The following is a 22,109-nucleotide window of genomic DNA, read 5'->3' as shown; positions in this document are numbered from 1 at the left end:
CGGAAACAACAGAAAAGGCTGCGGCAGCGCAGGCGCACCGTGCGCCAGCTGCCGGAGCGACTACAGCGCCTTGCGCAAATTCGCCGGCGCGATCTTGAGCGCCTCGCGGTACTTGGCAACGGTGCGGCGTGCGCATTCGATGCCCTGCTCCTTGAGCATCTCGGCGATCTGGCTGTCGGACAGCGGCTTGGCCGGGTTTTCGGCGGACACGAACTGCTTGATCAGTGCGCGCACGGCCGTGCTGGACGCATTGCCACCGGTCTCGGTGCCCAGGCCAGAGCCAAAGAAGTACTTCAGCTCGTAGGTACCGATCGGCGTGGCCATGTACTTGGCCGTGGTCACGCGGCTGATGGTGGACTCGTGCAGGCCCAGCTCGTCGGCGATGTCGCGCAGCACCAGGGGGCGCATGGCCAGTTCACCGTGGGTGAAGAAGTTCTTCTGGCGCTCGACGATGGCGCGCGAGACGCGCAGGATGGTGTCAAAGCGCTGCTGGATGTTCTTGATGAACCAGCGCGCCTCCTGCAGGCGCTGCTGCATGCCCTGGTGGCCTTCGCCGCCCTTGTGGCCACGCAGCGCGCCAGCGTAGATGTCGTGCACGCGCAGACGGGGCATCACGTCGGGGTTGAGCTGCACGATGAAGTTGTGCTGGCCGTCCCGCCCGTTGGCGCGGCCGGCTTTGCGCACGATGACGTCGGGGATGATGATATTGCGCTCTACGTCGGCAAAACGGCGGCCAGGGCGAGGCTCCAGGCGGGCGATGAGTGCCATGGCAGACCGGGTGCGTTCTTCTCCGGCCACGCCACCTTCGCTGCACAGCTGCGTCAGGCGGCGGATGTCGCGGCGGGCCAGCATCTCCAGCGGCTGCTGACAGATGCGCAGCGCGGTCTGCACGGTCTCGGGGTCGGCGTCGCTGTCTTCGTCGGCCGCCAGCGCGGTGAGCTGCAGCGTCAGGCATTCGGCCAGGTTGCGCGCGCCCACGCCCACGGGCTCCAGGCTCTGCAGCAGGCGCTGGGCCACGGTGAAGCGGTGCACCAGTTCTTCGATCTGCTCCAGATCGTCGGGCCCGGCCAGGCTGGTGGCGAGTTCTTCCAGAGGCTCTTCGAGGTAGCCGTCGTCGTTCAGCGATTCAATGAGAAAACGCAGCGCGGCCGTGTCCACTTCAGACAGCCGCAGCGACAGTGCCTGGCGGTGCAAAAAGGCGGTGAGCGATTCGTGCGAACGGGCCAGCTCGGTGGCGTCGGCCTCGTCGCCTTCCGCATCGTTGCGGGTGCGCGCCGGGGCGTCGCCACCCCACTCGGCGTCGTTGGGCGCCATCTCGACGGTGCCGTCGCCGCTCCAGTCGGGCTCGTCAGCGCCTCCACTTGGGATTTCAGCCTCGTTTTGGCTCTCAGCGCTAGTACTACTTGCGCCGACAGCTCCTGAAAACATAGCATCATCAGCGCCGTAGTCGTCGGCCTGCGCGGGCGTGTCGGCGGCTTCCAGGCCAAACTCCTCGCGCGGTGCTTCGTCGGCGTTGCGTTCGAGGAACGGGTTTTCGTCGAGCATCTGCTCGACTTCCTGCGAGAGTTCGAGCGTGGACAACTGCAGCAGCCGGATGGACTGCTGGAGCTGGGGGGTCAATGCAAGGTGCTGCGAGACGCGCAGCGACAGTCCAGGCTTCATCACATGCGGAAATGCTCGCCGAGGTACACGCGGCGTACTTCGGCGTTGTCCACGATCTCGGAGGGCGTGCCCTGCGCCAGCACGCGGCCGTCGCTGATGATGAAGGCGTGGTCGCAGATGCCCAGCGTCTCGCGCACGTTGTGGTCGGTGATGAGCACACCAATACCGCGTGCCTTGAGGAAGCCGATGATGCGCTGGATCTCGATCACTGCAATCGGGTCGATGCCGGCAAAAGGCTCGTCCAGCAGGATGAAACGCGGCTGGGTGGCCAGGGCGCGGGCGATCTCGACGCGGCGGCGCTCGCCACCGGACAGCGCCAGTGCGGGCGAGGCACGCAGGTGGTCCACACGCAGCTCTTGCAGCAGTGCCGTCAGGCGCTCTTCGATGGCGTCGCGCGACAGCGGCTGGCCGTCATCGGCGCGCTGCAGTTCCAGCACCGCACGCACGTTTTCTTCGACGGTGAGCTTGCGGAAGATCGAGGCTTCTTGCGGCAGGTACGACAGACCCAGCCGCGAGCGGCGGTGGATGGGCATGTGGGCGACCGAGTGGCCGTCGATGCGAATATCGCCGGCATCGCTGCGCACCAGGCCCACGATCATGTAAAAGGATGTGGTCTTGCCCGCGCCGTTGGGGCCGAGCAACCCCACAACCTCGCCTTTTTGCACCACCAACGACACATCCTTGACGACCTTGCGGCTGCCATAGGATTTGGCCAGATGCTGTACCTCCAGGCGGCTACCCGCCTGGGAGTCAGGACCGGTACTCACAGCAGGCCCGCTCACTTGGCGCCGCCGCCAAGGCTGTTGCTGGGGCGCAGCGCCGGTGCGGGCGCGTCAGGCGCTGGGGCCGGCGCTGCCGCGCCGGGCGGAGGGTCTTTGGGCGCCAGCACTGCGCGCACACGACCACCGGGCGCTGGTGTGTCGCCCGCTGCGGCAGAGGACGTTGGTGCCTTCTGGCCATCGACGGTGAACACATCGGTGAGGTTGTTGTAAACGATCACGGCGCCGGTGATCTCATCGTTCAATACCGACCCACGGTACCGGCGGAGTTCGGCGCGGGTGATGAAGCGCACGTTGTCGGCCTTGCCGTCGTATTCGATGACTTCGCTTTCGCCTTCGATGAACTCGTCAGGCGCCCCCGCCACGGTGTCGCGCTTTTGGCGGAAGAACGCCCGTTTGCCCGCCTCGGCCGTGACCACGCCGTACTGGTAACCGTCGGCGTCCTGGCGCACATCCAGCCGCGCGCCGCGCAGCACGATGGTGCCTTTGGTCATCACCACGCGGCCCGAGAACACGCTGGTCTGCTTGAGTTCATCGTGGCGCAGGGCGTCGGCCTCGATGTTCATGGGCTTGGCACGGTCAGCCTTTTCGGCGTGTGCCATGCCCGCAAGGCCGGTCAGGGCTGCGAGCACAAGGAGGGGGAGTAGGCGGTGGGTCATAGGGCACGAATCTTGCAGTGATTGTAGCCACCCGATGGTACCCACCCCGAAAAAAAAGCCCGCGTCAGCGGGCCTTTGGGACAACTTGCCGACAGGGTCGGCACATCGTCAGGCTTTGCGTGCCGTGGCCACCAGGTATTCGACCACCTGCAACACGGTCTGCATGCTGCCTGCCATCGTGCCGTCGGTGTAGTACTTGCCTGCCACACCCATGGAAGGCACGCCCTCAACACCGTACGAATCCTGCAGCTGCGAGGCGCGACGCACCTGGTTGGCCACGCTGAAGGAGCCGTAGACCTCCTTGAACTTGGCCGCATCCACGCCCTGCTGGGTCACCCAGGCCAGGATTTCGTCGTCCTTGGCGAGCTTGGCCTTTTCCACGTGGATGGCACGGAAGACCTTGGCGTGCAGGGCTTCGAGCTTGCCCATGCCTTCGAGCGTGTAGTACAGCTTTTGCTGGGGCACGAAGCTGGCGTTGAACGCCACGGGCACGCGGCGGATGGAGAGGTCCTTGGGCGCAGCCTTGACCCAGGCGTCCAGCGTGGGCTCGAAGGCGTTGCAGTGGGGGCAGCTGTACCAGAAGAACTCGATCACATCGACCTTGCCGGCCGGCGCATCGGGGGCGACGGGCTTGTCCAGCCGCTTGAAGTCCTTACCCTCCTTGAACTGGCGGGCTTGCGCCATCGCGGGGTTGGCCACTGGCAGCGTCAGGGCAGAAGCGGCAACCGCCGATGCGGCGGACAAAGAAAACTCACGGCGTTTCATGACAAAGACTCTCCTGGTTCAGGTATGCGGGATGTGAGACATCCCTTTACAAAAAGTTCAGCCCTGGTGGTGGCGCTGTATGCACAGGCCCCTGTTCACAGCCACAGGCCGATCAGCGCTGCACACGCACCAGCGCCGATTCCAGCCCGGCGCCATCGAGTTTCTCTTTGAGCACTTCGGCATCGTCACGCTTGGTGAAGGGCCCGATGCGCACCCGGAAGACCGCCCGGCCATTTTGCTCACGCTCGCTCACGCGGGCCTCCCAGCCCAGCATGGCCAGCTTGGCGCGCTGGGCGTCTGCGTCGGCCTGGGTGCGGAAGGCGCCCGCCTGCACAAAGTAGTCAAACGGGTCCACACTGCCCTTGGCCGCGGCCTTGGCCACGGCCAGATCGCCCAGCGGGTCAGCACCCGGCTTGCTCTCGGCCTTGGCCTCGGCTTTAGCGTCTGGCTTGCTCGCGGCAGGCTTGGCCGAAGAGGCCGCGGCACGCACCTCAGGGGCGGGAGCGGATGCAGGGGCTGACGCGGCCGCCGCCACCGCTGGCGCCGCAGGGCGGGCCGGGTTCTTGCCATACAGCGGCGAGTTCGGGTCCCAGTTCTTGTTTTTCTGGGACTCCGCTGCGTCCAGGTCGGCACCACGGCCATTGCCCTTGTTCAGGAAGGGTACCGGCACCTTGGTCACGTACACGGCCACGGCCAGCGCCGCGCCCAGGCCCACGATGACCCCGACGATGAAGCCGACAATGGTCCCGCCCGTCTGTTGCTTTTTCATATTGGTAGTAACTGCTTACATTCTGGCCGGGGCCGACACGCCCAGCACGGCCAGGCCATTGTGCAATACCTGGGCGGTGGCAGCGACCAGCGCCAGGCGCGCCTTCTTCACGGCCTCGTCGTCCACGAGGATGCGCTCGGCATCGTAATAGCTGTGGTAGCTGGCGGCCAGGTCGCGCAGGTAGAAGGTCACATCGTGCGGCGCCTCACCGTCGGCGGCGGCGGTGAGCATCTCGGGGTACTTGGCCAGTTGCAGCATCAGCGCCTGGGCCTGCGGGCCTTCGAGGGCGGACAGGTCCACATCCTTGAGCGAAGCCACATCACCACCGCCCGCCTCTTGCCACGCACGCAGCACCGACTGGATGCGGGCATGCGCGTACTGCACGTAGTACACGGGGTTGTCGTTGTTCTGTGCCACGGCCAGGTCCACGTCGAAGGTGTACTCGGTGTCGGGCTTGCGGCTGAGCAGGAAGAAGCGCACCGCATCCTTGCTGGTCCACTCGATCAAATCGCGCAGCGTGACGTAGCTGCCCGCGCGCTTGCTGATCTTGACCTCTTCACCGCCCTTGACCACGCGCACCATCGTGTGCAGCACATAGTCGGGGTAGCCCTTGGGGATGCCCACATCGGCCGCCTGCAGGCCGGCGCGCACGCGGGCGATGGTGCCGTGGTGGTCCGTGCCCTGGATGTTGACGACCTTGGTAAAGCCGCGCTCCCACTTGGCAATGTGGTACGCCACGTCGGGCACGAAGTAGGTGAACGTGCCGTCCTGCTTGCGCATGACGCGGTCCTTGTCGTCGCCGTAGTCGGTGCTCTTGAGCCACAGCGCGCCGTCCTGCTCGTAGGTCTTGCCGTTGGCGACGAGCTTGTTCACCGTGGCCTCGACGCGGCCGCTGGTGTACAGGCTGGATTCGAGGTAGTACTCGTCGAACTGGAGGTTGAAGGCCTGCAGGTCCTTGTCCTGCTCGTTGCGCAGGTAGGCCACCGCAAACTGGCGGATGTTGTCGTAATCCTCCACATCGCCGTTGGCCGTGAACTCGCGGTCGTCGGCCTTCACGGTGGCCTTGGCCTTGAAGGCCTCGGCGATGTCGGCGATGTAGTCGCCGTTGTAGAAGTTCTTGGCCAGCGGGTTCTCGCTGTCGGTGGGCCAGCAGTCGTCGCCGGGTTTGAAGCCCTTGGCGCGCAGCTGCGTGCTCTTGGTCAGCGTGTCGATCTGTACGCCTGCGTCGTTGTAATAGAACTCGCGGTGCACCTTCCAGCCCTGGGTGCTGAACAGGTTGCAAATCGCATCGCCCAGCGCGGCCTGGCGGCCGTGGCCCACGTGCAGCGGGCCCGTGGGGTTGGCTGACACGAACTCAACCAGCACCTGCTGGCCGTTGCTGGCTTGGTGACCAAAGCGCTCGCCCGCAGCCAGCACCTCACGCACCACTTCCTGCTTGGCGGCGGGTTGGAGGCGGATGTTCAGAAAGCCCGGGCCCGCGATTTCAATGGCGGACACCCAGCGCTGAAAGGCGGGCGTGGCTTCGAGTGCGGTCTTGAGCTGTTCCCCCAGCGCGCGCGGGTTGAGCTTGAGGGGCTTGGCCAGTTGCATGGCCGCGGTGCAGGCGAAGTCGCCATGGGCCGCCACCTTGGGAGATTCAAAGGCCGCCTTGGCGCCAGCGCCGGGGGACAGTTTTTCCAGCTCGGCTGCGAGCGCAGCGAGCAATTCATTTTTGGCTGTGAGCATCGGTGGATTTTACGGGTCTGCCAGCAGCAGGGCGCCAGACGCGCCGCCAGGAGGCATCCCGCAGCGAAAGGCACAATGGGCCGCAATGCCCTTTCAACCGGAGATTGCGCGTGCAACCCCAGCCCATCCTGCTCTATCGGCGCCGCTGGACCCTGGTGTTTCAGGTGCCTTTTGTGCTGCTGATGGCGGTATGCCTGGCCTTCTCGCTGTATTGGGCGTCTGTATCGAACGACCGGCTGCTCACGGCCCTCTGCCTGTGTGCCGCATTCGTCTCCTTCTGTGTGGGCGGAACCCTGGGCCGGTCCGCCCTGGAGGCCTACCGGGAGCAAGACCCGGCGGTGGTCATTGACGCCACCGGCATCACCGATCTGCGCCAGGACGACCCGCACACCGTGACCTGGGAGGCCATGGAACGTGTGCACCTGGCCGACTACGAAGGCGTGATCCTGGTCAAGTTGCGCCCCGGCCACAGAGACTCCGCACTGGGTGTGATCGTCAAGGCACTCAAACGCTGGCAGCAACGGGGGGATGTGGTGTTTGCCCTGGGTGGCCTGGCGCACGACCCCCGGCAGATCCACACGGCACTGAAAGCCTTTCATGCAGCCGCGGCCACCAGGGCCCGCGCAGGGTTGTGATGACGGGTCCGCGTTGTCGCGCGCCATGTTCTATGGTGCAATGCCACCGGGACCCCCCATAACGCATTCACACCAGGAGATTCCATGAAAAAGCTTCTTTCCCTGACTGCACTCGGCCTGGCGCTGACACTGGGCTTTGGTGCCCACGCCGCCGAAGACGCCAAGGCCCCTACCAAACAGCAATCGAAGATGGCGACCTGCAACAAGGACGCTGGAGACATGAAGGGCGACGAGCGCAAAGCCTTCATGAAGACCTGTCTGAGCAACAAGCCCGCCACCCAGCAGGACAAGATGAAAACCTGCAACGCCGATGCCAAGGCCAAGACCCTCAAGGGCGACGAGCGCAAGGCCTTCATGAGCGATTGCCTGAAGAAGTGAAGTAAGTTCATACCCGGTGCAGCGCCACCGGCTCAGACAAAGAAAAGCCCGCCGGCATCAAGCCGGGCGGGCTTTTTTTATCGGGGGGGTATTTGCGCTTACCAGCCGCGCGCCCAGAACACCGCAATCACAGCCACCACGGGCAGCACATGCGACTGGATCATCACCAGGCGGCGGACCCGCGCGACCTCTGCGGCGGGAGGCAGCGCACCGGTGCTGCGCAGGTTCTGGCGCCAGCGGCGGAACGCGGCCGAGGGCACAAACGACAGCAGGACCATGGCCAGCACCAGGGTGATCTTGATGTGAAAAAGGGGCTGCGACAGGTACCAAGAAGCGCCCTTCACGCCCCAGATCAACCGGGCCACACCGCTCCCAATCATGACCGCACCGGCCACACCGTAGATCACATCCAGCCGGGCCAGGCGCTCGACCACGGCGGCGTTGAGCCACTCGATACGGCACAGCGCCGCCTGGCTGGACAGAAAAACCACAAAGGTCAGGATGGCCAGAAGGTGAAAGGCAGCCAGGGAGGCTTCGAGGGTCATGGTGCGGATTCCTTGTAGCGCCCGAGGCCACTGCGCCGCGCCAAGCGCTCACAGTGCCGTCCGGCAGGGCCACCATTGTGCGCGATGGCGTTGCCGCAAACACCGCGCAAAAAAGCGGCGCGGGCCCGAAAGCCCGCGCCGCTGAGAGCGCTATTGCAGCAGGTGCCAGCGATCAGGCCACAGTGCGCGCCACCGTGGCCACAGGCACATCCGCCGGCACCACGGGCGCCGATGCCGCAGACACCGCGAGCGGCAGCGGATGGCCATTCATCGCCGCGTCCAGGCGTTCCTGGTCCAGCGCGTTTTCCCAGCGGGAGACAACCACCGTGGCCACGGCGTTGCCGATAAAGTTGGTCAGCGAGCGGCATTCGCTCATGAAGCGGTCCACGCCCAGAATCAGCGCCATGCCGGCCACGGGCACTTCGGGCACCACGGCCAGGGTGGCGGCCAGGGTGATGAAGCCCGCGCCCGTCACGCCCGCTGCGCCCTTGGAAGACAGCATCGCCACCAGCAACAGCGCCACCTGGTGGCCCAGCGTCAGCTCGGTGTTGGTGGCCTGGGCGATGAACAGCGCGGCCAGCGTCATGTAGATGTTGGTGCCGTCCAGGTTGAACGAGTAGCCCGTGGGCACCACGAGGCCCACCACCGACTTGCTGCAACCGGCCTTTTCCATCTTTTCCATCAGCGATGGCAGGGCGGATTCAGACGAAGACGTGCCCAGCACCAGCATCAGCTCGGCCTTGAGGTAGCGGATCAGCTTGAACACCGAGAAGCCACACAGGCGCGCCACAAAGCCCAGGATCACCACCACAAACAGCAGCGAGGTGATGTAGAACGAACCCACCAGCCAGGCCAGATTGACCAGTGAGCCCAGGCCAAACTTGCCAATGGTGAACGCCATGGCACCAAACGCACCCAGGGGCGCGGCCTTCATCACGATGCCCACCACCTTGAACACAGGCGTCGTCAGCGCGTCCAGAAAGTTCAGCACCGGACGGCCTGCCTCATCCACCATGGCCAGGCCAATGCCGAACAGCACGGCCACCAGCAGCACCTGCAGGATGTTGTCGCCCACAAACGGGCTCACCAGCGTCTTGGGGATGATGTCCATCGCAAAGCCCGTGAGCGTCATCTCGTGCGACTTGGCCACGTAGCCCTTCACGGCCGTCTGGTCCAGGTCGGCCACATTGATGTTCATGCCCGCGCCGGGCTGCACCACGTTGGCCACCACCAGGCCCACCACCAGGGCCAGCGTGGAGAAGAACAGGAAGTACGCCATGGCCTTGCCGAACACGCGGCCCACGGTGGAGAGCTGCGACATGCCAGCGATGCCGGTCACGATGGTCAGGAAGATCACCGGAGCGATGATCATCTTGACCAGCTTGATGAACGCGTCACCCAGCGGCTTGAGCGCCTCGCCGTAGGACGGCTCGAAATGGCCCAGCAGAACGCCCAGGACGATGGCGAACACCACCTGGAAGTACAGTTGCCGATAAAAAGGCAGCTTCAAGGTCGAGGCTGCGGGAGCGGAATGGTTGTGCATGGAACGGGTCTCCTGGGGTCACGGGTCTGCACCACCGGGGTGCCTCCGGCGCGCGTCAAGGGTGCCGTTTGTACCGCTGCACTTTGTTTCAGCCGATAACCTATTGGTATTAGTCGAGAGCGGCTTCATAGGAGAACGCGTGCACCAAATCAGGGTAACCACTTAGTCCCTAGCCTGGTGCAGCACACTCCCACCCGCGCTCAATTGGCCTTGGTGCCGCACAACCACCCCGCTGGATTCCCATGCCCACGCCCCGCCTTCGCCAGTTCTGGACGCTGCTCATCCTGCTAGCAGGCACGGTGGCCAGCATGTTCGCGGCCGGCCAGTGGGCCTGGCACCGGTCCTTGCTGGACGAAAGCGAGAGCGTGCAGCGCCAGCTGGCCCTGTACGGGCAGACGCTGGCCCAGCGCATCGACCGCTACCGCACCCTGCCCGAGGTGCTGGCCCTGGACGCGCAGTTGCAGGACGCCCTGCGCCGCACCCTGAGCACCGACGAGGTCGCGCAGCTCAACCGCAAGCTGGAGCAGGCCAACGGCGCCAGCCAGTCCTCCACCCTCACCCTGCTCGACCGCGACGGCCTGGCCGTGGCCGCCAGCAACTGGCGCACGGCCACCAGCAACGTGGGCGTGGACTACAGCTTTCGCCCCTATGTGCAGCAGGCGCTGGCCCAGGGGCGCGGAAGCTTCTACGGCATTGGCGTGACCACGGGCGAGCCGGGCTACTTCCTGTCGCAGGCCATCCGTGACGACAGCGGCCACATCCTGGGGCTGGTGGCCATCAAGATTGCGCTGCAGGAGCTGGAGCGCGAATGGCTGCAGACACCCGACATCGTGCTCGCGTCGGACGCGCATGGCGTGGTCTTCCTGGCCAGCCAGGACGCCTGGCGCTACCGCCTGCTGGAGCCGCTGGACGACGAAGAGCGCCGCGAGCTGAACGCCACCCGGCAATACTCCGACCAGCCGCTGCGCCCGCTCGACGTCCGCGTGGACGACCGCCTGGACAACGGCGGGCGGCTGGTGCGCGTGCAACCGTCCGCCGACATGCCCGCCCCGCCCGGCCGCATGCTGTGGCTGACCCAGCCCCTGCCCGGCACGCCCTGGCAACTGCACCTGGTGCACACCACCCACGCCAGCATTGCCGACAGCCGCTGGGCGGCCGCAGCCGGGGGCGGCGGCTGGCTGGCCCTGTCGCTGCTGGTGCTGTTTGTGCGGCAGCGCCAGCGCCTGGCCCGCCTGCGCCAACGCAGCCGCCAGGAGCTGGAGACCGTGCTGCAACAACACGCGCAGGAGCTGCGCACCGCGCAGGACGGCATCGTGCAGGCGGCGCAGCAGGCCGACATGGGCCTCTCCCGCAGTCTGGAACACCTGCCCCAGGGGGTGGTCATCATCGACGCCGACCTGAAGCTGGTGGCGTGGAACTCGCGCTATGTGCAGCTGTTCCGCTACCCCGCCGACCTGATGCAGGTGGGCCGCCCCATTGAAGACCTGATGCGCCACAACGCGCGCCGGGGCCTGCTGGGCCCCGGCCCGGTGGAAGAAGCCATCGAACGCCGCCTGGCCCACCTGCGCAGCGGCACCCCCCATCTGCACGAAAGCGCCAAGGACGACGGCACGGTGCTGGAGATCCGGGGCAACCCGTTGCCAGAGGGCGGTTTTGTGACCAGCTACGCCGACATCACCAGCTACAAGAACGCCGCACGCGAGCTGCGATCGCTGGCCGACGCACTGGAGCAGCGCGTGGCCGACCGCACCCGCGACCTGGACGCCGCGCGGCGCGAGGCCGAGCAGGCCAACCGCTCCAAAACCCGCTTTGTGGCCGCCGCCGTGCACGACCTGCTGCAGCCCCTGAACGCCGCACGCATGTTCACCTCGCTGCTGCGCAGCCATCTGCCAGGCGACGCCGAACGGCACGCCGTGGACAGCATCGACGGCGCCCTGGCCGCGCAGGACGCCATCCTCAACAGCCTGCTCGACATCTCGCGCATGGAGTCGGGCCAGTTCGATGTGCACATCCACGACGTGGCCCTGGGGCCCCTGCTACAGGTGCTGGGCCACAACTTTGGCGTGCTGGCCGAAAGCCAGGGCCTGCAACTGCGCTGCGTGCCCACGCGCGCCGTGGTGCGCACCGACGACAACCTGCTGCGCCGCATCCTGCAGAACTTTGTCTCCAACGCCATCCGCTACAGCCGGCGGGGGCGCATCGTGGTGGGCTGCCGCAGGGTGGGCGACCACCTGCGCATCGAGGTGCACGACCAGGGCCCCGGCATCCCCGAGGCATTGCAGCGCGAGATCTTTGAAGAATTCCGCCGCCTGGACGAAGGCCGCGCCGACGACCGGGGCGCAGGCCTGGGCCTGGCCATCGTCGAACGCCTGGGCCGCCTGCTGGGGCACGAGATTGGCCTGCGCTCGCAACTGGGGCGCGGCAGCGTGTTCTGGGTGTGCGTGCCGCTGGGCAACCCCGCCGCCGCGCAGCAGGCTGCGCCCCCCGCCACCACGCAGCAACCGGCCGACGACGCCCCCCTGCAGGGCAGCAGCGCCTGGGTCATTGATGACGACGGCCCTACCTGCGCCGCTACGCAGGCTCTGCTGCAGCGCTGGGGGTGCACGGTGCCGCTGGCCGCTGGCGCGCCCGAGGCCCTGGCCGCCGCCCAGCCCGGCCAGGCACCGCAGCTGGTGCTACTGGACGTGCACCTGGGCGCCGGCCTCCACGGCCCCGAAGTGTTCGCGCAGCTGTGCCAGCGCTGGGGCCAGACGCCTGCCGTGATCCTGGTCACCGCCGAGCGCGATGCCACCCTGCGCCGCCAGGCCGCCGAACGCGGCTGGGGCTTTCTGGCCAAGCCGGTGCGCTCCCCGGCGTTGCGGGCGCTGGTGAGCCAGACGCTGCTGAGACAGGGAGCATCCCCCTGAGCCGCTGCGCGACGGGGCGGCGCTTGCGTGGCGCCTCGCGCAGGGTGCTGCGCCCGGGTGGAGAGGCTGCGCTCGCCGCTACGCTTTTAGTAGCTGCCAGAGCTTTATAAATAGGCTACAGCGGCCGTTTTGATGCAGATCTCCACCTCAGGAAGACACGCCGTCTTCCGTCTCCAGACTTTTGACCAGCACAGCCGCCTGCGTGCGGCTGTAGCACGCGAGCTTTTTCAAGATGGCGGTGACATGCACCTTGACGGTGTTCTCGGCCAGACCCAGCGTGGCCGCGATCTGCTTGTTGAGCAAACCATCGGCCAGGCAGAGCAGCACGCGGAACTGCTGGGGCGTGAGCTGCGCCAGGCGCGCGGCCAGTTCGGCGTCGGCCTCGGAGCGCTCGGCCGCCATGGGCGGGAACCAGCTGCCGCCGTCCAGCACGGCCTGGATGGCGTCGCCCATGGCGTCGGCGGGCGCGGACTTGGGGATGAAGCCCGCAGCACCAAACTGCTGGGCGCGGCGGATGACGCGGGGGTGGTCGTTGGACGAGATGATGACCACGGGCAGCTCGGGGTATTCGCCGCGCACATGCAGCAGGGCCGAGAAGCCGCGCGTGCCGGGCATGCTCAGGTCCAGCAGCACCAGCTCGACCTCGGGGTGGTCCTGCAGCGCCTGGCCCAGCGTGGCGGCGCTGGCCGCCTCCAGCGTACGGAACTGCGGCAGCCGCTCGCGCAGCACGTGCAGCACAGCCGCACGGAACAGCGGGTGGTCGTCAGCTACAAGGAGCGTGGGCGCGGTGGACATGGAGTGTGTGCAGTCTGCCACGGGGGCCATCAGCCGCCGGCCTGCGGGCCTTTCCAGAACGCGGGCTGTGCGTACTGGTGCTTGAGGTGTTCGATCCACAGCCGCACCCGCAGCGGCATGTGCTTGCGCTGCGGAAACACCACATAGATGCCGTTGGGCGGCGCCGCAAAATCGTGCAGCACCTCCACCAGGCGGCCTGCGGCGATCTCGGCCTCCACCTCCCAGGTGCTGCGCCAGGCAATGCCGTAGCCCGCCAGGCACCAGTCGTGCAGCACCTGCCCGTCCGAGCAATCGAGCGGGCCGCCGGGCTTGAGGTGGATGACCTCGGTGCCACCGCCTTCGACCGGCATGCGGAACGCCCAGCCCCGTGTTTGCGATGCCTCGCTCGACAGCGTGAGGCAGTCGTGCTGCACCAGCTCGCTGGGGTGGCGCGGCGTGCCGTGGCGCTGCAGGTAGGCGGGTGTGGCCACGCACAGGCGGCGGTTGTCGGCAATGCGCACGCTCACCAGCGACGAGTCAGGCAGGTCGCCCACGCGCACGGCGCAGTCATAGCCCTCGCCCGCCAGGTCCACCACGCGGTCGCTGAGGTTGAGCGAGATGGTCACGTCCGGGTGGGCGGTACGAAAACGTGGCACCAGCGGCGCCACATGGCGGCGGCCAAAGCCGGCCGGTGCGGTGATGCGCAAATGGCCCGTGGCCTTGACGCCCCCTTCGGACACGCTGGCCTCGGCGTTGGCCACGTCGGACAACAGGCGCTGGCAGTCTTCCAGAAACGCACTGCCCTCATGCGTGAGGCTGATGCGGCGCGTGGTGCGGACCAGCAGCTTCACACCCAGGTGTTCTTCCAGCGCATCGAGCCGCCGGCCCATGATGGCCGGCGCCACGCCCTCGGCCTTGGCCGCAGCGGTGAGGCTGCCGCGTGTTGCCACCGACACAAACGATTCGAAGGCCTTGAGTTTGTCCATGGGCGCTGATTATGGGGATAAAGCGGCGAAGGGCCTGGCGGCGCACTCTGGCACGGCCTGTGATCGGTTTTAGAGCCAAACAGGCCGCATGCGCTAGTGGAATATGCTTGAGAAGCTACATAAATGATAGTGAACCAGCATCACCCCCACTTCACACCAGGCGCGACTTGAGGAACCCCACGGTGCCATAGCGCTTGACCTCGGTGTAGAGATCGCGCGTGAGGCCCTGCACCATGGCGGTGTAGGCGTCGGCCAGGTCGGGGGCGATGGTGAAGTGGTCGTAGTTCACGATCACGCCCACGCGCTCGCCCTGTGCGGCGAGCGGGGCGAGCAGGCGGCGCACCTCCTGCTCGATGGCGTCGATGGTGCTGGCGGTGTTGATCTGCAGCCCCGAGAAGTCGATGTGCAGCAGCTGGCGCGCGGCGTCCAGCTCAAAGCGCTGCACCAGCGGGCGGTTGAGCAACTGCTCGCGCAGGCCCAGCGGGCGGGGCTCGAACAGGCGCAGGTCCATGGTCTGCAGGCCGGGGCTGATGCGCGGCGTGAATGCCATGTGGGCCAGCACATCGCGCTGCAGGTCGATGCCGGGCGCCAACTCGATCAGCTCCAGCGCACCGCCGCCATCCACCTCGCCCGAGGGCACCAGGCGGAACACGCAGCGCTCGGTCACATACAACACGCGCTGGCCGCGCCGCAGGGCTTCGGCGCCGCTGAAGGTGCGGTGCTCGACTTCGCGCACCAGCTTGCGCGCGCCGCCTTCGTGCAGGATGTGCAGGTGGCCGTCCACGGCCTCCACCTGCAGCGCACCCGCCGTGAAGGTGCCAACAAACACCACGGTCTTTGCGTTCTGGCTGATGTTGATGAAGCCGCCCGCACCCGCCAGGCGCGGCCCGAACTTGCTCACGTTGAGGTTGCCGTGCTGGTCGGCCTGCGCCAGGCCCAGGATCGCGATGTCCAGGCCACCGCCGTCGTAGAAGTCGAACTGGTTGGGCTGGTCGATGATGGCCTGGGGGTTCACGGCCGCGCCAAAGTTCAGCCCGCCGGCGGGGATGCCGCCGATCACGCCGGGCTCGGCCGTGAGCGTGACGAGGTCGATGATGCGCTCCTCAGCCGCTACGTTGGCCACCCCCTCGGGCATGCCTATCCCCAGGTTCACCACCTGGTGCGGGCGCAGCTCCAGTGCCGCGCGGCGGGCGATGATCTTGCGCTCGGTGAGCGGCATGGCCTCCAGCGTGTCCATGGGCACACGCAGCTCGCCCGCAAACGCGGCGCTGTAGGGCTCGGCAAAGGTCTGGTGGTGGTGCGCGGGTTCGGTGGCCAGCACCACGGCGTCCACCAGCACGCCGGGCACCTTCACCTGCCGGGGGTTGAGCGTGCCGCGCTCGGCGATGCGTTCGACCTGCGCGATGACCACGCCGCCCGAGTTGCGCGCGGCCATGGCAATCGCCAGCGCTTCGAGCGTGAGCGCCTCGCGCTCCATGGTGAGGTTGCCGTCGGCGTCGGCCGTGGTCGCGCGGATGATGCCCACGTGGATCGGAAAGGCCTTGTAGAACAGGTAGTCCTGCCCGTCGATGGGCAGGATGCGCACCAGGTCTTCGGTGGTGCGCGCGTTGAGCTTGCCGCCGCCGTGGCGCGGGTCCACAAAGGTGTCCAGGCCCACGCGCGTGAGCGTGCCGGGCTTGCCCGCAGCGATGTCGCGGAACAAATGCGTGATCACGCCCTGGGGCAGGTTCCAGGCCTCGATCTGGTTGTCCACCGCCAGCTTCTGGATGCGCGGCACCAGGCTCCAGTGCCCGCCGATCACGCGCCTGAGCAGGCCGGCGTGGCCCAGGTGGTTGAGGCCCCGCTGCTTGCCGTCGCCCTGGCCTGCGGCGTAGACCAGCGTGAGGTCGCGCGGGGTTTGGGTCGTTTCCCAGCGCTGGGCCAGCGCCACCGCAATGCTCTCGGCAAAGCCGATGCCCACAAAGCCGCCGGTGGCCACGGTGTCGCCATCGTGGATGAGCTGCACGGCATCGGCGGCGCTCACGATCTTGTTCTTGTGGGCCGCGTTGAGCGCGCTGGCGTCCAGGGGTGCCTGCATGGGTTTGTCTCCCGGTGGGTTTGTTGTGCGCGCAGCGTAGTGGGTAACGGGCGAAAGCACCATTCAGGGTGACTACGGACTGTCACCAGTTTTGCGTAAAAGTCACTGGTTTAGAGATTTTCAGCGTATTTATGTGGGCAAATATTTGCAATACAGTCTATCCATGACCTGCTGTTGCGGGCACCGTTTTTCATTGACCTCCGTTTTCACCACTCTTCTTGAGGCACCCCATGACCGAACGCACCCAAGTCCACGGCCTGCAAGTGGCCACCTCCCTGTACCGCTTTGTCGAAGACAAGGTGCTGCCCGGCACGGGGGTGGACGCCACCGCCTTCTGGAAAGGTTTTGACGCCATCGTGTCCGACCTGGCCCCGCGCAACATCGCCCTGCTGGCCGAGCGCGACCGCCTGCAGACCGAGCTGGACACCTGGCACAAGGCCAACCCCGGCCCCATCCAGAACATGGTGGCCTACCGCGGCTTTCTCGAAAAGATCGGCTACCTGGTGCCCCAGCCTGCCGACGTGAAGGCCACCACCACCAACGTGGACGACGAGCTGGCCACGCAGGCCGGCCCGCAACTGGTGGTGCCCATCCTGAACGCACGTTATGCACTCAACGCCGCCAACGCGCGCTGGGGCAGCCTGTATGACGCGTTGTATGGCACGGACGCCATCCCCGAAACCGATGGCGCCGAAAAGGGCAAGGGCTACAACCCCGTGCGCGGCGCCAAGGTGATCGCCTTTGCGCGCCAGGTGCTGGACGACACGGCGCCTTTGGCCTCGGGCTCGCACAAGGATTCGACGGGCTACAAAGTGGAAGGCGGCCAGCTGGTGGTGTCACTCGCCAACGGCAGCACCACGGGCCTGAAGGACGCATCGCAGTTCAAGGGCTACCAGGGCAATGCCGCCGCGCCGTCGTCGGTGCTGCTGCAGCACAACGGCCTGCACCTGGACATCCAGATCGACCGCAGCACGCCCATCGGCCAGTCCGATGCCGCGGGCGTGAGCGACCTGGTGCTGGAAGCGGCCCTGTCCACCATCCTGGACCTGGAAGACTCTGTGGCCGCCGTGGACGCCGAAGACAAGGTGCTGGGCTACAGCAACTGGCTGGGCATCATCCAGGCCACGCTGACCGAGCAGGTCGCCAAGGGCGGCAAGACCTTCACGCGCGGGCTGAACCCTGACCGTGTTTACACGGCCCCCCAAGGCGGCGAAGTACGCCTGCATGGCCGCTCGCTGATGTTCCTGCGCAATGTGGGCCACCTGATGACCAACCCGGCCATACTGTGGACCGACGCACAGGGCACGCAGCGCGAGATCCCCGAAGGCATCATGGACGCGGTAGTGACCACTGCCATTGCATTACACGACCTGCAAGGGCACGGCAAAGACGGCATCCGCAACTCCCGCAAGGGCAGCGTCTACATCGTCAAGCCCAAGATGCACGGCCCCGCCGAGGTGGGCTTTGCGAGCGACCTGTTTGGCCGCGTGGAGCAACTGCTGGGCCTGCCTGCCAACACCGTGAAGCTGGGCATCATGGACGAGGAGCGCCGCACGTCCGTCAACCTGAAGGCCTGCATCGCCGCCGCATCGGCCCGCGTGGCCTTCATCAACACCGGCTTCCTCGACCGCACCGGCGACGAGATGCATACCGCCATGCACGCCGGCCCCATGGTGCGCAAGGGCGACATGAAGACCAGCGCCTGGATCCAGTCGTACGAGAAGAACAACGTGCTCGTGGGCCTGTCGTGCGGCCTGCGCGGCAAGGCGCAGATCGGCAAGGGCATGTGGGCCATGCCCGACCTGATGGCCGAGATGCTCAAGCAGAAGATCGCCCACCCCAAGGCCGGTGCCAACACCGCCTGGGTGCCCAGCCCCACGGGCGCTACGCTGCACGCGCTGCACTACCACCAGGTGAAGGTGAGCGACATCCAGATCGAGCTGGAAAAGACCGATGTGAACGCCGAGCGTGACAACCTGCTGACCGGCCTGCTCACCGTGCCCGTGGCCGCCGCCCCGAACTGGAGCGACGCCGAGAAGCAGCAGGAGCTGGACAACAACGCCCAGGGCATTCTGGGCTACGTGGTGCGCTGGGTGGACCAGGGCGTGGGCTGCTCCAAGGTGCCTGACATCCACAACGTGGGCCTGATGGAAGACCGCGCCACGCTGCGCATCAGCAGCCAGCACATGGCCAACTGGCTGCACCATGGCGTGGTGACAGAAGCCCAGGTGCGCGAGACCTTCGAGCGCATGGCCGCCGTGGTGGACCAGCAGAACGCGGGTGACCCGCTGTATCAGCCCATGGCCGGACACTTTGCCACCAGCATGGCCTACAAGGCAGCGTGTGACCTGGTCTTCAAGGGCATGGAACAGCCCAGCGGCTACACCGAGCCACTGCTGCACGCCTGGCGCCTGAAGCTGAAGGCAGCACAAGCGGCCTGATTCCCGACTGCAGGCAGTGCCGTATTCACGGCGCTGCCCGCTCCACTTTTGAGAGCTGCTAGCACAATAAATATGTGCGCTAGCAGCTATTTTTCTTTCAGGCAGTACTCCGGCTCACCTTGTTCAGTTGTGTGAGAGGCGGCGACCGCGTTTGGGGCAAGCTGCGCCGTACACTGGCACCGACGCCCACGCGCTCACTTCTATGCCTGCAGCACCACCTACCCACCCCGTTCCGTCTGCCTGCCCGCTGTGTGGGCAGCCCAATCAGTGCGCTATCGCGGCGGGTCTCCCAGCAGAAAGCTGCTGGTGCATGACGCAGACCATCGACCCTGCGGCCTTGGCCGCTTTGCCGCAGGAGGCACGCGGCAAGGTCTGTATCTGCGCGGCTTGCGGCGCACCGGCGCCAGACGCACAGCAACCCTCCACCGCAGGCCACCCGCCTTCGCCGATATGATTTGGGCTTTTCGCTGTCTTCACAGCGCGCGAAGGAACAAGACATGCCCACGTACCACATCGAAATGATGGAAGGCCGCACGGTCGAGCAAAAGAAGAAGCTGGTGGAAGAGATCACCCGCGTATCCGTCGAGATCCTGGGCGGCTCGCCCGAGTCGGTGGACATCCTGATTACGGACGTGAAGCGCGAAAACTGGGCCACGGGCGGCAAGCTCTGGCTGGAGCGCACATCCTGAGTGGTGCAGCCTCCCTCCGTCACTGACCCCGTGGCATCGCCTCTCTGCTGGATCGCTTCATGAGCACCGCTTCGGGGTCTCTGGCCGTATTGCGCGAGCGTTATGGCGAGCGCTATCGGTGGCTGTTGTTGCTGTCCGTGATGGTCGGCACCATGGCCTCCATCATGTCCTCCACCATCGTCAACGTAGCGATACCGGACATGAGCCACTACTTTGCACTGGGCCAGGAGCGCGCCCAGTGGGTCACCTCCGGGTTCATGGTGGCCACCACCGTGTCCATGCTCACCACCCCCTGGCTGTTGTCGCGTTACGGTTACCGCGCGACTTATGTGGGCGCGATGTTGCTGCTGCTCGTTGGCGGTGTGGGGGGCGGCCTGGCGCGCGACTTTGGCCTGGTGCTGGCAGCACGCGTCGCCGAGGGGCTGGCAGCGGGTGTGGTGCAGCCCATCCCGGCCGTGATCATCCTGTATGCCTTCCAACCCCATGAGCAGGGGCGCGCCAGCGGCATCTTCGGCATGGGCGTCGTGCTGGCACCGGCCATCGGCCCGAGTATGGGCGGCTTGCTGGTGGATTGGTTTGGCTGGCGCTCCATTTTTTTCATGGTGGTGCCGCTCTGCCTGGCCTCCCTCTGGCTGGCGTACAAGTTTGTGCCGGTCACCGCCCCCGGCGGGGTCGAGGCCAACCGGCAAGGCCAGGCGCTGGACTGGCGAGGCCTTCTGCTGGGCACGGTCGGAACGCTGTGCCTGCTGAACGGGCTGGTGTCGCTGCATGGCGGCTCTCACGTCGAGGCGGCGGGCCTGCTGATCGGTGCGGTGGTGGCCGTCGCGTGTTTCATTGCCTGGCAGCGCAGGCTGCTGCGCACCGGGCGGAAGCCGCTCATGGACCTGCGCCTCTTTCAATACCGCCAGTTCGCCATGGGCAGTGTGGTGGCATTCATCTACGGCACCGCCTTGTTCGGCTCTACCTATCTGTTGCCGGTGTTCATGCAACTGGGGCTGGAGCTGTCGGCATCGCACGTGGGCACCCTCATGCTGCCGGCAGGGTTCGTTCTGGCCGCCACCATCGCCATGGTGGGCCGATTGGCGGACCGGCAGCCCACCCATTTGTTGGTCAGCACCGGGCTCGGTTTGCTGGCCCTGTCGTTCGGGCTGATGGTGTTTGTGGGCCTTGGCTCGTCGCTGTGGATGCTCGTCGCTTTTGCGATCCTGGGACGCATCGGACTCGGCTTCATTCTGCCCTCGCTGAATCTGGGCTCCATGCGCCCGCTGGACAAGTCGCTCATTTCTCAGGGCTCCAGCGCCATTGGCTTCTTGCGCATGCTGGGCGGCGCAGCCGGGGTCAGCCTGTGCGGCATCGTGCTCGAATGGCGACTCGGCGCACATGGTGCCTCGTTGACGGCCGGAGCAAGCAACCCGGCGCGCATCGCAGCATTCGGTGAAACCTTTTTGATGCTTACTTTTCTGTGCGGGCTGGCGCTGGTGGCCGCCTGGCAGCTGCGCGAGGCGCGGGCAGATTGACAGCAGGCATACCTTGTCCTGATGCTTGAAGGCGGATGCGCGCATTGAGCACCCAAGCCTTTCAAGAAATCAAAGAAACGGAACCTTCGCCATGTGCCAACTCCTCGGCATGAATTGCAATGTGCCCACCGATGTGACCTTCAGCTTTACGGGCTTTGCGCAACGCGGCGGGAAGACAGACCACCATACCGACGGCTGGGGCATCGCGTTTTTTGAGGACAAGGGGCTTCGGCACTTCGTGGACCATCTGGCGGCCGTGGATTCACCGGTGGCCGAACTCATTCGCCGTTACCCCATCAAGAGCCGGAACGTCATCGCCCACATCCGCAAGGCCACCCAAGGCATGGTGAGCCTGCAGAACTGCCATCCGTTCGTGCGTGAGCTGTGGGGCCGCTACTGGGTCTTTGCCCACAACGGAGATCTGAAAGACTTCCGCCCTCGCCTTCATTCGCATTTCCGCCCCGTGGGCGATACCGACAGCGAGCATGCGTTTTGCTGGATCATGCAAGAGTTGGCCAAATCGCACGCCAGCGTGCCTTCTGTTCCAGAGCTGACGCTAACGCTCAAGGAACTCGCTGCGCGCATAGCTCCTCACGGCACATTCAATTTCCTGCTTTCCAATGGACAGGCGTTGTGGGCACACGCCTCCACCCACCTGCACTACATAGAGCGCCGCCATCCCTTCGGCGCTGCGCAGCTGAGTGATGAAGACCTCCAGCTGGATTTTTCGAAGGAGACTGGCGTGAACGATCAGGTGGCAGTGATCGTGACCAGCCCACTCACGACCAACGAAACGTGGACGGCGTTCGGCAAAGGTGAACTGCTGGTGTTCGAACAAGGCCGACGGCTGGCTATCTGACGCATACGATATATCGCCGCTGAGAGAGGCTGTGAATATGGGGACGCGCGGAACGGGCGCACTTTGGTTCTCGCGAGGTTCTACCGATCAGCTCATGCCGTATCGATTGAAGCGAGTGGGCCCATTCCGACAGTTAGATCTGGAGCTGTGCGGACTGCGTAGATGAGGGGCTTCGTGCGTCTGGCGGCCCAGTAAGTCCGGTGCAAACCCTGCGAACTGCGGTACCACAAGCGTTGACCAGCCTACAGCCCCTGGCGCATTTCGATGTCTTCTCAAAGCAAAAAACCCCAGTCATATCTGACTGGGGTTTTCTGGGCTGTAAGAGCCTGACGATGACCTACTTTCACACGGGAACCCGCACTATCATCGGCGCAAAGTCGTTTCACTGTCCTGTTCGGGA

19 protein-coding genes are annotated in these 22,109 nt (G+C 65.9%); 8 read left to right on the top strand and 11 right to left on the bottom strand.

The annotated features are described in order from the left end of the window. Window positions 1–60: 60 nt before the first annotated feature. The 6 genes from IB236_RS23045 to argS form a co-directional block, all read right to left on the bottom strand. Window positions 61–1,662: an RNA polymerase factor sigma-54 gene (locus tag IB236_RS23045; RefSeq protein WP_192422347.1), complete on the bottom strand. Its 1,602-nt coding sequence runs from the start codon at window positions 1,660–1,662 to the stop codon at window positions 61–63. Further along, on the bottom strand, window positions 1,662–2,444 hold the full coding sequence (lptB, locus tag IB236_RS23040; protein WP_056065226.1) for an LPS export ABC transporter ATP-binding protein: 783 nt from the start codon (window positions 2,442–2,444) through the stop codon (window positions 1,662–1,664). Before lptB ends, IB236_RS23045 begins: the two co-directional genes overlap by 1 nt. After that, window positions 2,441–3,100: a lipopolysaccharide transport periplasmic protein LptA gene (gene lptA, locus IB236_RS23035; protein ID WP_192422346.1), complete on the bottom strand. Its 660-nt coding sequence runs from the start codon at window positions 3,098–3,100 to the stop codon at window positions 2,441–2,443. Before lptA ends, lptB begins: the two co-directional genes overlap by 4 nt. Before the next feature lie 108 nt (window positions 3,101–3,208). Then, the gene (locus tag IB236_RS23030) at window positions 3,209–3,865 is read right to left on the bottom strand and encodes a thiol:disulfide interchange protein DsbA/DsbL (RefSeq protein WP_192422345.1); all 657 of its coding nucleotides are present in this window, start codon (window positions 3,863–3,865) and stop codon (window positions 3,209–3,211) included. A gap of 112 nt (window positions 3,866–3,977) precedes the next feature. Beyond that, the gene (locus tag IB236_RS23025; RefSeq protein WP_192422344.1) at window positions 3,978–4,634 is read right to left on the bottom strand and encodes an SPOR domain-containing protein; all 657 of its coding nucleotides are present in this window, start codon (window positions 4,632–4,634) and stop codon (window positions 3,978–3,980) included. A 15-nt stretch (window positions 4,635–4,649) separates the two neighbouring features. Beyond that, window positions 4,650–6,359, bottom strand: coding sequence for an arginine--tRNA ligase (gene argS / locus IB236_RS23020; RefSeq protein ID WP_192422343.1), 1,710 nt, complete (start codon window positions 6,357–6,359; stop codon window positions 4,650–4,652). 110 nt (window positions 6,360–6,469) lie between these two features. Here argS and IB236_RS23015 point away from each other — a divergent pair, with 110 nt between their 5' ends. Further along, window positions 6,470–6,994 (top strand): hypothetical protein, encoded by a 525-nt coding sequence (locus IB236_RS23015; RefSeq protein ID WP_192422342.1) that lies wholly within the window; start codon window positions 6,470–6,472, stop codon window positions 6,992–6,994. Between the two features lie 84 nt (window positions 6,995–7,078). Then, the gene (locus IB236_RS23010; protein WP_056065216.1) at window positions 7,079–7,372 is read left to right on the top strand and encodes a PsiF family protein; all 294 of its coding nucleotides are present in this window, start codon (window positions 7,079–7,081) and stop codon (window positions 7,370–7,372) included. A 98-nt stretch (window positions 7,373–7,470) separates the two neighbouring features. On the opposite strand, the gene IB236_RS23005 is transcribed toward IB236_RS23010, so the two are convergent. Continuing rightward, entirely contained in the window at window positions 7,471–7,917 is a 447-nt protein-coding gene (locus tag IB236_RS23005) for a DUF2214 family protein (RefSeq protein ID WP_192422341.1), read from the bottom strand. A 172-nt stretch (window positions 7,918–8,089) separates the two neighbouring features. Continuing rightward, a complete protein-coding gene (locus IB236_RS23000; RefSeq protein ID WP_192422340.1) occupies window positions 8,090–9,460 on the bottom strand; it encodes a dicarboxylate/amino acid:cation symporter in 1,371 nt (456 codons plus the stop codon). A 242-nt stretch (window positions 9,461–9,702) separates the two neighbouring features. Here IB236_RS23000 and IB236_RS22995 point away from each other — a divergent pair, with 242 nt between their 5' ends. Further along, window positions 9,703–12,366, top strand: coding sequence for a PAS-domain containing protein (locus IB236_RS22995; RefSeq protein WP_192422339.1), 2,664 nt, complete (start codon window positions 9,703–9,705; stop codon window positions 12,364–12,366). Between the two features lie 147 nt (window positions 12,367–12,513). Here the strand turns inward: IB236_RS22995 and IB236_RS22990 are convergent, their stop codons facing one another. From IB236_RS22990 to IB236_RS22980, 3 genes are all read right to left on the bottom strand, one after another. Next, window positions 12,514–13,161, bottom strand: a complete 648-nt coding sequence (locus IB236_RS22990) for a response regulator transcription factor (RefSeq protein ID WP_192422338.1) — start codon at window positions 13,159–13,161, stop codon at window positions 12,514–12,516. A 29-nt stretch (window positions 13,162–13,190) separates the two neighbouring features. After that, window positions 13,191–14,126: a LysR family transcriptional regulator gene (locus IB236_RS22985; RefSeq protein WP_015016104.1), complete on the bottom strand. Its 936-nt coding sequence runs from the start codon at window positions 14,124–14,126 to the stop codon at window positions 13,191–13,193. 151 nt (window positions 14,127–14,277) lie between these two features. Then, window positions 14,278–16,203 (bottom strand): acyl CoA:acetate/3-ketoacid CoA transferase, encoded by a 1,926-nt coding sequence (locus IB236_RS22980; protein WP_192422337.1) that lies wholly within the window; start codon window positions 16,201–16,203, stop codon window positions 14,278–14,280. 230 nt (window positions 16,204–16,433) lie between these two features. Between IB236_RS22980 and IB236_RS22975 the strand changes: the two genes are divergently transcribed. The 5 genes from IB236_RS22975 (at window position 16,434) to IB236_RS22955 (ending at window position 21,709) form a co-directional block, all read left to right on the top strand. After that, complete coding sequence (locus IB236_RS22975; protein ID WP_192422336.1) at window positions 16,434–18,644, top strand: malate synthase G; 2,211 nt, start codon at window positions 16,434–16,436, stop codon at window positions 18,642–18,644. 202 nt (window positions 18,645–18,846) lie between these two features. Then, window positions 18,847–19,098, top strand: a complete 252-nt coding sequence (locus IB236_RS22970) for a cysteine-rich CWC family protein (RefSeq protein ID WP_192422335.1) — start codon at window positions 18,847–18,849, stop codon at window positions 19,096–19,098. 43 nt (window positions 19,099–19,141) lie between these two features. Next, entirely contained in the window at window positions 19,142–19,333 is a 192-nt protein-coding gene (locus IB236_RS22965; RefSeq protein ID WP_015016108.1) for a 4-oxalocrotonate tautomerase, read from the top strand. Between the two features lie 59 nt (window positions 19,334–19,392). Further along, the gene (locus IB236_RS22960; protein WP_192422334.1) at window positions 19,393–20,850 is read left to right on the top strand and encodes a DHA2 family efflux MFS transporter permease subunit; all 1,458 of its coding nucleotides are present in this window, start codon (window positions 19,393–19,395) and stop codon (window positions 20,848–20,850) included. A 91-nt stretch (window positions 20,851–20,941) separates the two neighbouring features. Further along, window positions 20,942–21,709, top strand: coding sequence for a class II glutamine amidotransferase (locus IB236_RS22955; protein ID WP_192422381.1), 768 nt, complete (start codon window positions 20,942–20,944; stop codon window positions 21,707–21,709). Window positions 21,710–22,109 lie beyond the last annotated feature (400 nt).

It is taken from the genome of Acidovorax sp. ACV02 (assembly GCF_014851475.1).
Classification (GTDB): Bacteria; Pseudomonadota; Gammaproteobacteria; order Burkholderiales; family Burkholderiaceae_C; genus Acidovorax; species Acidovorax delafieldii.
This window is presented reverse-complemented; position numbering and strand designations above follow the sequence as displayed.

Bases quoted from the DNA above. Each gene is read 5' to 3' on its own strand.
- IB236_RS22965 (WP_015016108.1), top strand. From the start codon at position 19,142: ATGCCCACGTACCACATCGAAATGATGGAAGGCCGCACGGTCGAGCAA.
- IB236_RS23005 (WP_192422341.1), bottom strand. From the start codon at position 7,917: ATGACCCTCGAAGCCTCCCTGGCTGCCTTTCACCTTCTGGCCATCCTG.
- IB236_RS23010 (WP_056065216.1), top strand. From the start codon at position 7,079: ATGAAAAAGCTTCTTTCCCTGACTGCACTCGGCCTGGCGCTGACACTG.
- IB236_RS22975 (WP_192422336.1), top strand. From the start codon at position 16,434: ATGACCGAACGCACCCAAGTCCACGGCCTGCAAGTGGCCACCTCCCTG.
- IB236_RS23000 (WP_192422340.1), bottom strand. From the start codon at position 9,460: ATGCACAACCATTCCGCTCCCGCAGCCTCGACCTTGAAGCTGCCTTTT.
- IB236_RS22955 (WP_192422381.1), top strand. From the start codon at position 20,942: ATGTGCCAACTCCTCGGCATGAATTGCAATGTGCCCACCGATGTGACC.
- IB236_RS22990 (WP_192422338.1), bottom strand. From the start codon at position 13,161: ATGTCCACCGCGCCCACGCTCCTTGTAGCTGACGACCACCCGCTGTTC.
- IB236_RS22980 (WP_192422337.1), bottom strand. From the start codon at position 16,203: ATGCAGGCACCCCTGGACGCCAGCGCGCTCAACGCGGCCCACAAGAAC.
- IB236_RS23030 (WP_192422345.1), bottom strand. From the start codon at position 3,865: ATGAAACGCCGTGAGTTTTCTTTGTCCGCCGCATCGGCGGTTGCCGCT.
- IB236_RS23025 (WP_192422344.1), bottom strand. From the start codon at position 4,634: ATGAAAAAGCAACAGACGGGCGGGACCATTGTCGGCTTCATCGTCGGG.
- lptA (WP_192422346.1), bottom strand. From the start codon at position 3,100: ATGACCCACCGCCTACTCCCCCTCCTTGTGCTCGCAGCCCTGACCGGC.
- IB236_RS22960 (WP_192422334.1), top strand. From the start codon at position 19,393: ATGAGCACCGCTTCGGGGTCTCTGGCCGTATTGCGCGAGCGTTATGGC.
- IB236_RS23045 (WP_192422347.1), bottom strand. From the start codon at position 1,662: ATGAAGCCTGGACTGTCGCTGCGCGTCTCGCAGCACCTTGCATTGACC.
- argS (WP_192422343.1), bottom strand. From the start codon at position 6,359: ATGCTCACAGCCAAAAATGAATTGCTCGCTGCGCTCGCAGCCGAGCTG.
- IB236_RS22970 (WP_192422335.1), top strand. From the start codon at position 18,847: ATGCCTGCAGCACCACCTACCCACCCCGTTCCGTCTGCCTGCCCGCTG.
- IB236_RS22985 (WP_015016104.1), bottom strand. From the start codon at position 14,126: ATGGACAAACTCAAGGCCTTCGAATCGTTTGTGTCGGTGGCAACACGC.
- IB236_RS22995 (WP_192422339.1), top strand. From the start codon at position 9,703: ATGCCCACGCCCCGCCTTCGCCAGTTCTGGACGCTGCTCATCCTGCTA.